14 protein-coding genes and 2 pseudogenes are annotated in these 12,124 nt (G+C 68.6%); 4 read left to right on the top strand and 12 right to left on the bottom strand.

What is annotated here, in order from left to right:
- Window positions 1-350: 350 nt before the first annotated feature.
- From ACWD4J_RS38555 to ACWD4J_RS38535, 5 genes and pseudogenes are all read right to left on the bottom strand, one after another.
- On the bottom strand, window positions 351-854 hold the full coding sequence (locus tag ACWD4J_RS38555; protein WP_451400208.1) for a YfbM family protein: 504 nt from the start codon (window positions 852-854) through the stop codon (window positions 351-353).
- Window positions 855-888: 34 nt separating this feature from the next.
- A complete protein-coding gene (locus ACWD4J_RS38550) occupies window positions 889-1,203 on the bottom strand; it encodes a hypothetical protein (protein WP_451400207.1) in 315 nt (104 codons plus the stop codon).
- Between the two features lie 97 nt (window positions 1,204-1,300).
- Window positions 1,301-1,480, bottom strand: a complete 180-nt coding sequence (locus ACWD4J_RS38545; RefSeq protein ID WP_451400252.1) for a CPCC family cysteine-rich protein — start codon at window positions 1,478-1,480, stop codon at window positions 1,301-1,303.
- Between the two features lie 822 nt (window positions 1,481-2,302).
- A pseudogene (locus ACWD4J_RS38540) lies at window positions 2,303-2,797 on the bottom strand (helix-turn-helix transcriptional regulator); the annotation flags it as partial.
- Between the two features lie 202 nt (window positions 2,798-2,999).
- Window positions 3,000-4,136, bottom strand: coding sequence for an LUD domain-containing protein (locus tag ACWD4J_RS38535; protein WP_451400206.1), 1,137 nt, complete (start codon window positions 4,134-4,136; stop codon window positions 3,000-3,002).
- Window positions 4,137-4,287: 151 nt separating this feature from the next.
- Between ACWD4J_RS38535 and sigJ the strand changes: the two genes are divergently transcribed.
- Window positions 4,288-5,241 carry an RNA polymerase sigma factor SigJ gene (gene sigJ / locus ACWD4J_RS38530; protein WP_451400205.1) on the top strand — a complete coding sequence of 318 codons (954 nt, stop codon included), beginning with the start codon at window positions 4,288-4,290 and terminating at the stop codon, window positions 5,239-5,241.
- Window positions 5,242-5,529: 288 nt separating this feature from the next.
- On the opposite strand, the gene ACWD4J_RS38525 is transcribed toward sigJ, so the two are convergent.
- Window positions 5,530-5,682, bottom strand: coding sequence for a hypothetical protein (locus tag ACWD4J_RS38525; protein WP_451400256.1), 153 nt, complete (start codon window positions 5,680-5,682; stop codon window positions 5,530-5,532).
- Window positions 5,683-6,279: 597 nt separating this feature from the next.
- On the opposite strand from ACWD4J_RS38525, the gene ACWD4J_RS38520 reads away from it, so the two are divergent.
- Window positions 6,280-6,633: a DUF5131 family protein gene (locus tag ACWD4J_RS38520; protein WP_451400251.1), complete on the top strand. Its 354-nt coding sequence runs from the start codon at window positions 6,280-6,282 to the stop codon at window positions 6,631-6,633.
- A gap of 61 nt (window positions 6,634-6,694) precedes the next feature.
- On the opposite strand, the gene ACWD4J_RS38515 is transcribed toward ACWD4J_RS38520, so the two are convergent.
- Window positions 6,695-7,285, bottom strand: coding sequence for a TetR family transcriptional regulator (locus ACWD4J_RS38515; protein WP_451400204.1), 591 nt, complete (start codon window positions 7,283-7,285; stop codon window positions 6,695-6,697).
- Window positions 7,286-7,407: 122 nt separating this feature from the next.
- Between ACWD4J_RS38515 and ACWD4J_RS38510 the strand changes: the two genes are divergently transcribed.
- Window positions 7,408-8,319, top strand: a complete 912-nt coding sequence (locus tag ACWD4J_RS38510; protein WP_451400203.1) for an SDR family oxidoreductase — start codon at window positions 7,408-7,410, stop codon at window positions 8,317-8,319.
- Window positions 8,320-8,494: 175 nt separating this feature from the next.
- Here ACWD4J_RS38510 and ACWD4J_RS38505 read toward each other — a convergent pair whose 3' ends face one another.
- From ACWD4J_RS38505 to ACWD4J_RS38495, 3 genes are all read right to left on the bottom strand, one after another.
- Window positions 8,495-8,647 carry a hypothetical protein gene (locus tag ACWD4J_RS38505; protein WP_451400202.1) on the bottom strand — a complete coding sequence of 51 codons (153 nt, stop codon included), beginning with the start codon at window positions 8,645-8,647 and terminating at the stop codon, window positions 8,495-8,497.
- Window positions 8,620-9,243 (bottom strand): phosphotransferase, encoded by a 624-nt coding sequence (locus ACWD4J_RS38500; RefSeq protein WP_451400201.1) that lies wholly within the window; start codon window positions 9,241-9,243, stop codon window positions 8,620-8,622. The genes ACWD4J_RS38505 and ACWD4J_RS38500 overlap by 28 nt, the downstream gene beginning before the upstream one ends.
- A 611-nt stretch (window positions 9,244-9,854) precedes the next feature.
- Entirely contained in the window at window positions 9,855-10,415 is a 561-nt protein-coding gene (locus ACWD4J_RS38495; protein ID WP_451400200.1) for a TetR/AcrR family transcriptional regulator, read from the bottom strand.
- A gap of 158 nt (window positions 10,416-10,573) precedes the next feature.
- Here ACWD4J_RS38495 and ACWD4J_RS38490 point away from each other — a divergent pair, with 158 nt between their 5' ends.
- Window positions 10,574-11,635 carry a zinc-binding alcohol dehydrogenase family protein gene (locus ACWD4J_RS38490; protein ID WP_451400199.1) on the top strand — a complete coding sequence of 354 codons (1,062 nt, stop codon included), beginning with the start codon at window positions 10,574-10,576 and terminating at the stop codon, window positions 11,633-11,635.
- Window positions 11,636-11,667: 32 nt separating this feature from the next.
- Here the strand turns inward: ACWD4J_RS38490 and ACWD4J_RS38485 are convergent.
- A pseudogene (locus tag ACWD4J_RS38485) lies at window positions 11,668-11,891 on the bottom strand (IS630 family transposase); the annotation flags it as partial.
- Window positions 11,879-12,124, bottom strand: a 246-nt coding sequence (locus ACWD4J_RS38480; RefSeq protein ID WP_451400198.1) for a winged helix-turn-helix transcriptional regulator, incomplete at its 5' end; no start/stop codon positions are given. The pseudogene ACWD4J_RS38485 and the gene ACWD4J_RS38480, both read right to left, overlap by 13 nt.

Genomic DNA, 12,124 nt, shown 5'->3' with positions numbered 1-12,124 from the left:
CCGGGACGATCATGCGATGCGCGGCAGGAAGTCACGGCTGTGACGAGCTGCTGACGGACTGCGCCGGCGCGATCGTGGAGTTCCTTGAGCTGCTGGACCGGCACCTGCGGTCGTGGCCAGCCGACTACTCGCGACCTGCCTCGATCTCCTCCGGCCCTCGGCATCGGCGTCTGCCTGGATGGCGCGCAGGATCCTCTACCTGGGTCCGACCACCTCACCGCAGGGAAGAGCAAGACAAGGCCAGCGGGTACTCGCGTCGTCTGTTGGTTCGGGACGCACGAACCGGTCCTCCTGCGCGCCCGTTCTTGTGCAGGTTGAGCTTGGGGCGCGGCACGGTCCGGTGGGCGTGGCTAGCTGAGCCAGATGACCATGGCGTGCCCGTGGCGGGCTGCCGCCTGGAAGAACGGAATCAGTGCCTGGTAGTGGCTGGTCACATAGTCCAGCGATTCGCCGCGTTCCCAGATGATGTTGGGGTAGATGTCGGCTTGGGCGAGATCTACCGGGGTGACACCGTCGATCAGCGCGTCATGGGGCGTGGCAGTGAGCGCTTCAGCGGCGATGCGGACACGTTCTGGAGTGAGGTAGCGGGGTGGCCCATAGCCCCAGTCCTCTGTCCCGGGGATCTCTTCCTCGCCATGGACGATGTCGACGGGGAATCCGAGGTGGCGGAGCAGGAAGTCGATGGCATGCCATGCCTTGTCGGTGTCGTGACAGCGGGCTTCGGACGCCTCGGGTCTCTTGTCCAGCTCCGCCTCGATCAGCTCGTCGACGAACTCCTGGGCCCACTCGGGGTCGTGGAGTGCGCGATCAAGTTCAGCGGGTGCGAGACGGACGTACTCTCCGATCATGCTCATGGCCGGATGGTAGGAGGCGGCACTGACAGTGCCGTCATGCGTGGCCGGGTGGCAGTTGTCCGGAGATGTGGTCGCGGTACTCCTGGAAGGCGTGCCAGCCTGTGGTGTCCTGCGGGGTTATCAGGTCTCCCTCCGAGCAGTCGAGCACCCTGCAACGGAGTGTGGTGGCGAGGCGGAAGACAGGATTGAGGACGTCGTCCCCGGAGCCGCGTATGTGGAGCATGATCGAGTCCACAGGGTCCTTCGAGCCGATGTTGAGCTCCATGGACCAGCCGGGGCCGAGGAGTTCGCCCCAGGTGGGGTCTGAGAGATCGGCTTCAGGGGCGGCCTGCCGCAGGGCCACCGACACGACGGGGCAGAGTACTCGCGACCGGCGAGGCCTGTAGCCGGCCCGATCACCACAACGCGGGCACCAAGCCAAGACGCAGCACAGCTGAACTATGAGGTCACGACTTGTACTTCCGCCCCTCAGGAGATGGGGAGCGGACATATTCAACCCACTTCAGGTCACATGCGCCGAGCTCGTCGAAGTTGCGCTGTGCTTCGACAAGGCTGAGTGACCCGTTCGGGCCTCCGCGGACTACCTCTTCGTCGTGCTCGTCCTGGCCGCGTGCTTCAAGGGTCAGATAGCCTCAACAGGGACACGCGTATGGGCCGTTCTCAGGGTCTCAGAACGATGTTGAACCACCCGGCGGGCACGTTGCTCTCGTCATCAGTCACGAGAGCACAGATACCAGGAGCGAGCGACCGGCGAGTTCGTGATCCTCACACCACGAGGACGCTCCCACGACGCGACAGCCGTACGGAGAGAGGACCTGCTCCCCGCACCCGCGGGGATGGTCCCTCTTCACACGCTCGGACACCCACTCGCAAACCAGAACGGGCTTGACGGTGCCGTGGAATAGGAGCCCGTGGCCTTGGTGCAGCCGATGAACCAGACTTCCCGGCATGGGACGACCGCGACGCCCGCCCATACGGGGCGCTTCCTCTGGCCCGGCTGGAGGCACAGCTCGCGAAGGCGCTGCGCGCGGCCGGCGTCCACCGAGCACCCCGCCGACCAGCAGACGCGCCAGGCGCAGGAGCTGGCGGCCGCCGCGGCCGAACAGCCCAGCGCCGGGCAGCGCACCGCGCGGGCCGCGGCCGCCGTCCTCGCCGAGCCCGACCGGCTCGCCGCATGCGCCCAGCAGCAGATCGACACCGCCCGCCGCGCCGCGGCCGCAGCCGAGCAGGCCAAGGCCATCAAGGAACGCATCGAGGCAGCCTCCAGGCGTGGCCGGATGGCGTTGCGGCTGGCCGGCACCTCCCGCGCCGAACAGGACACTCTGCTCGCCCAGTACACGCGGCAGATGGCCGACGCGTACGAAGAGCAGCAGCGCGCTGAAAGCACCGCCGATTTCTCCCGCCAACGGGCCGGCGTCCGTGGTGTCAAGATCTGCGGATGTCGTCTGGCGTCTGTAGACGCCGGGGGTCAGGCCGTGCTCCCGCTTGAAGGCCGTGCTGAACGCGAACTCGGATGTATATCCGATCCGGTTGGCCACGGTCTTGAGCGGAGCATCGGAGTCGCGGAGGAGCCGGGCTGCGGTGGTCATGCGCCACCAGGTCAGGTACGACAGCGGTGGTTGACCTACCAGGGTGGTGAACCGCCGTGCGAATGCCGCTCGAGACAGACCCGCCAGTGCTCCCAACTCTCCCACCGTCCACGGTCGTTGCGGCGCGCCGTGAATGCCCTGGAGTGCGGCGTGGATGGCCGAGTCGTGCAGGGCCGCGGTCCAGCCGGTGGTTGCATCGTGCCGGGGCCGCTCATCGAGCCAGGCCCGCATGACGTACAGCAACAGGGCGTCGAGCAGTGCGGGCAGCAGGGCGTCACTGCCGAGCCGGGGCTCTGCCAGTTCGGTCGCGAGAAGTTCGGTGGCTCCGCGCAGTGACGAGTGCTGTGATCGGCGGCGTGTAGGGGGCGGACCATGACGGCGAACGAGTCGGGATGCGATGCGCGGCCGGGCGGGTAACGGGCTCTGGTGTTCGGCTCGTTGCTCGTCAGCTAGACGCGGCAGCACCCGCTAAGGCAGGGCGCGGGGGCGGACGGCGAGCCCGATACGGCTCGCCGTCCGCCCCCGCGGCGTTCTGACGTCGTCACCGCGCGGGATGTCAGAATCCGATGGCCTCGCGCAGCAGCAGGACGATGCCGCGTCCGGGCTGCGGCTCGGTGTTGAGGACGAGCAGACGGTTGACCGCGCTCGGCTGCCCGTAAACCGCCTGGGCGCGCGCGGTTTCCAGCGGGAGGGCGTGCTCGTCGACCCGGCGCAGTGCGGTGCTCAGGTCGGGCACCACCTTTTGCGCACCGACGACCCAGATCGCCCTCGCGGCGCCGCCGGCGGAGGCGGGCAGCTGGCTGCCGCTGCCCGAGGCGATGACGAGCGAGCCGGTCTCGGTGACGGCCGTGACGCTGGCGACGAAGACGTCGGGGGAGGCCATCAGCCGGCGGATCTGGTCGAGCTCGGTGGCGCGGTCCATCTTCAGCACGCGCGGCCGGATGGCCTGGTAGCGGTCGCCCGCCTCGATGTCCTGCGCGATGCCGGAGAGCCGAAGCGTCTCGCTGGCCCCGGTGAACACGCCCGCGCCCTCCGGTATCAGTTCCTTGATGCGGGCGCGGGCCGCCGCGGCGTCGTCGAGCAGTTCGGCGGTGAAGCCGTTCGCCCGCAGCGCCGCGGTCGCCCGGTCCAGCCGTTCGGCGGACGCCGGTGCGGCGAAGTCGTCGGCCACCCCCGTGGCCGACGCGTCCGCCTCACCGGCACCCGGTGCCCGACCGGTGTCCCCGGCCTTACCGAAGTCGTGCGCCTGAGCGTCGGGGCCGGGCGCCGAACCTCCCAGCGGGGTCGTGTCGACGTACCTGACCTCGTAGACCCGCTCGGTGAACTGCCATCCCTCCGGCGTACGCCGGTAGGTGTCGTGGTAGACGGCAAAGTTCAGGCCCGAGCGGCCGTCGAGCACACGCGCGATCTCCTGCATGTAGGTGCGACCGGTGGCGGTGTCGCCGTCGATCCGGATGGTGCCCGGGTGGCTGTTCTGCACGAAGAAGTCCCACTGGCTCTGCAGGCGTTCGCGTCCGGTCCGGATCTCCTCCCGGCCGATGAGCTCGACCGGGACGTTGGGCATGCGCAGAACTCCGTCGGGGGTGAACAGCGCGGCGAGGCGAGCGCAGTCGCGCAGCATCACCGCGTCGGTGAACTCGCCGCGCAGTGCCTCGATCTCGACGCGGTCGGCGATCTCCTGGAAGTCGTTCATGCTGAGCGTCCTGTCCTGTGGATGGTGTATTCGTCTTCACCAGTCCGACAACGCAGCCCCGCCGAATGTGAGGCGAGGCGCGGACCTCACATTCCGCCGCTCTGATTTGTCGTACGGGAGAGGGCACGTGAACGAGGGAGCCAGAGAGCGAATGACCACTCCGTCGGAACAGACACAGCGGCAGGCAGACGAGCAGCGGGACCCGGGGCTGAGCGCGATCATGAGCGAGCGGCGACAACTGCTCAATCTCGCCTACCGGCTGCTCGGGTCCCTGGCCGACGCGGAGGATGTCGTCCAGGAGACCTACACCCGCTGGTACGCGATGTCCCGGGCGGAGCAGGGAGCCATCGAGTCACCGGGCGCCTGGCTGACGAAGGTGGCCGGCCGCATCTGCCTGAACCTGCTCGGCTCGGCGCGCGTCCGGCGGGAGGCCTACGTCGGCGAATGGATCCCGGAGCCGCTGCCCGACCCGGCCGAGTGGATCGCCGGGGCGGCGGGCGGCGCCGGTGTGGACCCGGCCGACCGGATCACCCTCGACGAGTCGGTGACCATGGCCTTCCTGGTCGTGTTCGAGTCGATGACCCCGGCCGAGCGCGTCGCGTTCGTGCTGCACGACGTCTTCCGCTACCCGTTCGCCGAGGTGGCCGAGATCGTCGGCCGCAGCCCGGCGGCGTGCCGTCAGCTGGCGTCCTCGGCCCGCCGCCGCATCGCTGCCGCGCGGGCCGAGGCGAGCCCGGACGCGGCCCGGCAGGCGAGCGTCGTCCGGCGGTTCAAGGCGGCCTGGGAGACGCAGGACATCGAGGCCCTGATCGGCCTGCTTGACCCGCGCGCCACCGCGATCTCCGACGGTGGCGGCCGCGCCATCGCCCACCTGCTGCCGATCGAGGGCGCCGAGCAGATCGCCCACCTCTACCTGACGATCGCCCGCTTCGCGGCGCCCCGGACGATCGTCGAGCGCACGGTCAACGGGCTGCCGGGCCTGGTCATCGAGTCCGGGGGCCGGATCGAGACGGTGTTCGCCTTCAAGGTTGCCGACGACGACCGGATCACGCACATCTGGGCGGTGCGCAACCCGGACAAGCTCCGCCCATGGGGGCTGTCCTAACGTGTTGGCGGCTGTGGCTACCACCGAACGTGTCCTGCGCGACGCGGACGCCTACCTCAAGTGCCTCATCGCCCAGCCCCCATCAGACCAGCACGCGGCTACCGCTCGCCAACTAACGATCGGAACCGCCAACTATCGCTCGTGGTCACACCCATCCCCTGCCCGAGTGATGCTCTTGCGCCCACGCCGGAAGGTACCCACAACCTGTGCGGAACCACGGCGCATACGAGTTGCTGACCGGCAGCGGTGAACACCTCGCCGGGCCAGCATGCCGGGCGGTGGCTTTGTTCACGAGAACCTCGTGTCCAGGTGCTGTCGGTTCTTCTCGTGCAAAGCCAGGGCGGCTTCCAGCATGTCGCCCGCGGCCCAAATGCGGTGGCGGTCCGCCGTCGCGTCGTCCAGGCGCCCGCCGAGGTGGCCGAATTCGGCGGCGAAGTGCATGCCGACGGCGACCGCGATTGCGGCACTGCGAGGATGACCACCCAGCAGTGCACGAGCCAGAGTCCGACGGTCTCGACTCACAGGCAGGCCGACCTGGCCAAACGCCCTGTGATCCTCATACCTCACAGGGCACCCCGGACCGGTGTCACGCTCCGCCCATCACGCTCGCCCACCCGGCAGGAACATCGCGAACGCGCAGGTCAGGGCGGTGCGTGACAGGTGGAGCGCCGGGGAGCGTGACAGCGCACCGGAAGCCGGGCGAGGAGCCCGGCGCGGCACCGTTGGTCAACCAGAGGCGGCCCGGGTGCTGGGCACCCGGCAAGCGGCAACGGCACCATTGGCCCAATAGCGGGAGGAGAGTGCGTATGGACGGTGGCGGTGGCGGGGGCGACGGTGGCAGCCATGGCGGGGGGAATGACGGGGGAGTCTTCTCCAGTAGCAGTGGCGGTGGAGGCGGCCGGAAGGGTGGGCCGGGCGACGATCTTCGGGGGATTGTGCTCGCGATTGTGTTGATGTTGCTCGCTGCTGGCATCGTCGCCTTGATCGCGTACATGAACAGGCCCGAGCTGTTGCGCTGATTTTCCGCCTGCGCGGACTATTCGATCCGGTCAGCGGCGGTATTGCTGGCGGGCTGATGAGCTGCGGGGCTTCCCGGCTACCGTCCGGTTCTTGTCGCTGGAGCCGTTGCTGGGACCGGTGCCGTTCCTGGAGCTGTCGGGGATCGACTGGGTGATCGTCGGTGGCGAGAGCGGCTCGGCTCACCGGCCGTTGGCCTTGGCTTGGGTCCGCGACATTCGAGACCGGTGTGTTGATCTCCGGGTGGCTCTGTTCTTCAAGCGGGTCGGTGGCCTGACTCCGAAGGCCGGCGGCCGTTTGCTCGATGGCCGGACCTGGGATGAGTACCCCGCCACGGCGGCCGTGGCGGGGTGCGAAACGGGCGACCCCGCGTAATCAGAAGTCGCTCCGTGATGCGGTCCAGTCGCAACGATGGGTGACCGCGGACGAGGTTGTATCAGCTTTCGGTGTGTGCCTTCGTCGGTACGACTCTCGCGGAGAGGGCGCGCAGATCATCGAAGGCTCGGAAGAGATGTGTGTCCAAGCCCAGTGAGGGGTCGTCGATCCAGGCTTGGGCCGCGTGGTGGAAGGCGGCCCAGCCGGTCTGAGCAGCCAGGTTGGCCAACCGGTCGGCGACACCGCGCTGCACCAGCGCCTCCGCTACGGCTTCGGTGAGCGACGCGGCCTTGGCCAGATCGCGTTCGCGGAGCGCTGGGGTCACCGCGATGATCGCCAGTCGCGGTTCGGAGAACGGGCGGTTTTCCTCGAGGATCCGTCCGGCTCTCCGGAAGGCGCAGAGCAGCACCTCGAGCGGCTGGAGACCATCGGGCGCTTCGGCCACGGCCTGCATCAGCGCGGCCCGCAGGTCGGCTTCGCCGTCGAAGAGCACCTCGCGCTTGTCCGGGAAGTGCCGGAAGAACGTGCGCTCGTTGACGCCGGCCCGGGCGGCGATCTCAGCCGTCGTGGTCTGGTCGAACCCGCGTTCCTGGTACAGCTCCAGCGCCGCCTGCTGAAGGCGGCGGCGCGCTTCTACTCCGCTCCGTGGCACCCTCCGAGGATATCGGATGTGTCAGTTAATGGCGCTACTTGACGCCAGTGACTGGCGCTACCTAATGTCAGTGACTGGCACTACGTAGTGCCAGTCACTGGCGTTAAGCGGAGAGAGTGTTCATGCATGTCTTTGTTACCGGTGGTTCCGGCCAGACCGGCCCCGCCGTCGTCTCCGAACTCATCACGGCTGGCCACACCGTCACCGGGCTGGCGCGCTCGGATGCCGCCGCCGCCCGGCTGGAGTCACTGGGGGCCACACCACACCGCGGCTCCCTGGACGACATCGACAGCCTGCGCAGCGGCGCCGGAGCCGCCGACGGCGTCCTGCACATGGCCTACGGCGGCGACTTCTCTGACCTCGACGACATGATGAGGCGCGACCGAACCGCGATCGAGACGCTTGGGCAGCCCTTGGAAAACTCGGGCAAGCCGCTCGTCGTTACTTCGGGCACCCTGGTCATGCCCGCCGGCCGGGAGACCACCGAGAAGGACGAGCCCGACGCGGCCGGGATTGCCGCCTTCCGCATCGCGGGTGAGCGGGCTTGTCTGGGCTTCGCCACCCGGGGAGTGCGTGCGAGCGTGGTCCGGCTCGCTCCTACCGTCCACGGCCCCGAAGACCACGGTTTCATCCCCATGCTCATCGCCACCGCGCGAAAGACCGGTGTGTCGGCCTACGTCGGCGACGGCACCAACCGGTGGCCTGCCGTACATAGGCTCGACGCGGCGGTCCTGTTCCGCCTGGCACTGGAGAAGGCGCCTGCAGGCAGCGTGCTGCATGGAGTGGCCGAAAGCGGCGTCACCCTGAAGAGCATCGCAGAGACGATCGCCCGCGGCCTGGATCTGCCCGCGGTCTCGCTGACCCCCGACGAGGCTGCCACGCATTTCGTGAGCCCGTTCATGGCCACCGCCTACGGCTTCGACGGGCCCGTCTCCAGCGCTCACACCCAGGAGCTGCTCGGCTGGTCGCCCACCCACCGGACACTGTTGGAAGACCTGAAGCACGGCGATTACCTCGCCGCTCCAACCTCCTGACCATCTCGCACCGGCGCCGACAAGACGATGAACTGGTGCCGTGCGATCTTCCCGAGGTGGACTGCGAAGAGGACGGAACTGGCGACTTCGCAACGGATGCAGGCTTCTCTGAACCAACTCCGGAAGGTGCTGAGCGTCAGTGGTTTGCCACGCGCCAGCGTCCGGCCGGCTCGCGTCAATCGTGGCCGAGGAGTTCCTCGCGCCGGGCCAGCGCCCACACGCGCTCCTCCTCGATGTCCGGGATGAAGTTCTGCCGCAGGAACACCGCCCAGGGGTCCGCGCCGAGCGGGCCCAGGCGTGCTATCCGCTCGGTCTCGTCGCGTTGCAACTGCGCCAGCGCGTCCAGCACATCGGCTGGGTCCGCGCCGTAGGCGTCGCAGAGCAGCCGCAGCCGACCCTGCGCTGACGATCGGGAAGCCGCAAAGGCACGCTGTACCAGGCCAGTTGTGCGAGGTCGTCCAATGCCTCGCCGGGGATGGCCAGGTCCCAGTCAATGACGCCCACCAGGCGGTCGTCCGCCCAGACCGAGTTCCAGCTCGTCAGGTCACCGTGACGCATGATCAGCCCGGGACGCCAGCGGGCGTCTGGGTCGCACCAGACGGCCTGCGACGAGGGCCGGAAGTCGCGTACGGCCTCGTGATAGTCGCGCAGCCACCGCCCGAGCGCGGTGACGCCCTCGTCCGCGAGGAGCGCCCGCGGCCACGGGTACAGCCCGACTTCGCCGCGCAGCAGCGACACCACCTCGTGGCCGTCCACGGGACCGTCACCCAGGGCGCGCGGCACGCCAGCAAATCCCACCTGCTCCAGGTGGCGCAGTAGTTCCCGCACCGCGGGGGTCCATACGCGCCAGGGCCTGAGGATGGTCTCGCCCTCACGGCGCACCGTCGACAGGCTGCCGCGCATCGATTCACCGTCCTGGATCATGGTGGAATCCTAGTGAGTGGCGGAATCCTGGGGCCGGGGCTCCGGACGCCGCCTCCGGCAGGCTCCAGGCGCGGGAACTGGGCCGGGTCGGGCGGTGCGGTGGGGCGGCGGTCGAGCTGGGCAAGTTTCTCCTTTGCTCCGGTGAGGCTGACCTGGAGCCCCTCGACTGCGCCCAGCCAGCCTTCGCGCTCGGCTTCGGCGATGCGGGCGAGGAGGTTGTCGCGGATGTCGACGAGCCGTGCCCGTCGGGCCGGATCCGGCCGGAGGAGTGAGCATCTGACACAAGCTTCTCTGAACCAGGGACCGTCCCGAACGTCGATGTCTACGACTTGCCGGTCCGTGGGAGACCCAGCGTTGCTCGCGCCAGCAACCTGACGGGCTGGGCAGTGCGCCCCTTGTCAGAGGCTGCTGGCAGCATCGCCGCTAGATCGCCCCGGAGGCGTCCGAGGCGGCTGCGTGTGACGTTCAGGGCCGGGTCGTCGGCGGGCATGCCGAGGAGTTCATGCAGTTCGCGGACTCGGAATGCCCGGCTGGGGTGCTGGTTGAAGGCGTTCAGGGTGGCCTGGTAGGCGGTGGTCGGACCAGGCCGGTCCGGATGAGGTGACGGTCTCTCACTGGCCGCGTTCAGCCGATACGCCCGTAAGGAAGACCGAGATGGCATCATCGATCAGCATCTCGCCCTGAGACGTCGTGATCCGTCGGGACGTGACGAGCGCCGAGATGCCCTGAACCGTAGCGGACAGCAGCAGGGTCAGCCGGCCGACGTCGCGTGCGTTGTACGCGCCCGCTTCGACACCCGCGTTCATGATGTCGGTCATGGCGCCGAACAGGCGTTCCGCGGCGCTTCGGACCGCTTCCGAGGGACCGTCGGCCTTCGTCGCGAACATGAGGTCGAGCAGCGCCGGGTCCCGCTCGGCGAACCTCAGGTATGCCGAAGCCGCCGCGTGAAGGGCGCGGGCATGGTCCGCCGAAACCTGCGAAGCCGCCTCGTGAATCTGGTCGGCAAGCCGGACGAAGCCCCGTTCCGCCAATGCGTCGAGCAGGGCGCTCCGGTCGACGAAATGGCTTCGGGGAGCTCCATGGCTGACGCCCGCCTCACGCGCCAGTTCCCGGAGGGACAGCGCGTCGATCCCACGATCACGAAGCACCGCCTCCGCCTGTTCGAGCAGCACGGCACGGAGATTGCCGTGGTGGAAAGGCCGATGAGACATGGCTTCATACTATGAAAATAGACGTTGACTAGTTACTAGACACTGCCTAGTCTCGCAGGTGCGGTTCACACGACCCGACGACCCAGCCGAGCGATCTGGTAACGGAAAGAGGCCCGGAGATGACCCGTCAGAACACCGCGCTGTGGCTGCCGAAGCGAGGCGCGCGCTTCGAGGTGGGGCCCGCCCCCTACACGCCTCCGGCGGCGAACGAGGTCGTCGTCCGTGTGCGGGCGATCGCCGTGAATCCCATCGACGGCATACCGGGCTTCCTCTACCGCCTGGCCCTGCCCTGGCTGACCTTCCCGGCCGTCGTGGGCTCGGACGTCGCCGGCGAAGTCGTCGAGACCGGTTCGGGCGTGACACGGCTTCGGCCAGGCGATCGCGTCCTCGGGCACGCGTTCGGCGTCGAGAAGTCGCAGAACCGCGCAGCCGAGAGCGCCTTCCAGCACTACGTCGTGCTCATGCAGCACATGGTCTCCCCCATCCCCGACTCGCTGCCCTTCACGCAGGCGGCCGTGCTCCCGCTGGCCCTCTCGACCGCCTCGACCGGCATGTTCCAGCAGGACCACCTGGGACTGGCGATCCCGGGTGAACCCGACCTCTCCGACCCCGTCGACCGGTCGGAGACGGTGCTCGTATGGGGTGGTTCGACAAGTGTCGGGGCCAACGCGATCCAGCTCGCCCGCAACGCCGGCTACCAGGTCGTGGCCACTGCCTCACCGCACAACTTCGACTACGTCCGATCCCTGGGCGCCGCCGAGACCGTAGACCGCAGCAGCCCCACCGCCGTCGAGGAAATCGTGGAACGGATCGGCGGCAGTCCGCTCGCGGGCACGCTCGCGATCGGATCCAGGTCGCTCACGAAGACGATCGCGATCGCGGCCAGGACCGCGGGCAGCAAGCGGATCGCCTCGGCGCAGCCCGCACTGTTCACGCGCATCGCGGGACGGCGCGCGCGGCGGCTCGGTGTGCGGGTGAGCAGCATCTGGGGCGGCACCCTGAAGGACAACGAGGTCGGACCGGCGATCTACGTCAGCTTCCTGCCGACGGCACTCTCCACCGGCGCCTACCGCGCCGCACCGGACGCGACCGTCGTCGGCCACGGACTCGCACGCATCCCTGACGCGCTGCAACAGCTCAAGAACGGCGTCTCCGCGAAAAAGATCGTCGTTACCCTCTGAGAGGGCGTTTACCGATTTTCGGCGTCTCGGGGTCAGCTGGGTCTTTCGAGACTGAGGCGGGTGGCTGCAAGGAACCCGTCGAGGGCGCCGTGCCGGTACTGCAGCGCTTTCAGTCGTCGGCGGAGCAGAGTCTCCAGCTCGGTGAGGGTACGGCGGCCAGGTTGGCCAGGCTCCGTTTGATGTGCGCCCACAGGGCCTCCACCGGATTCAGCTCCGGCGCTTATCCGGGCAGCAGCACCACGGTCAGCCACTCGCGCTACGCCACGAACGCCTTAGTTTCGTCAGGACCTCGATGGGCTCGATGAGGGTCCGGCCGAGGTCGGTGAGGCTGTATTCGACCCGCCGTGGCGCTTCGGCATGGCGGTCGACCAGGCCGTACTGCTGGAGCCGGCGTAGCGTCTGGGTGAGGACCTTGCGCGAGACGCCGCCGATGAGGTCGACGAGCTCACCGTGCCTGCGAGGCTTCTGGCTGAGGCCGAAGAGCACGAG

The sequence above is a fragment of the Streptomyces sp. NPDC002577 genome, assembly GCF_053594815.1.
The sequence above is the reverse complement of the archived record's forward strand: the minus strand, read 5'-3'. Positions and strand labels throughout refer to the sequence as shown.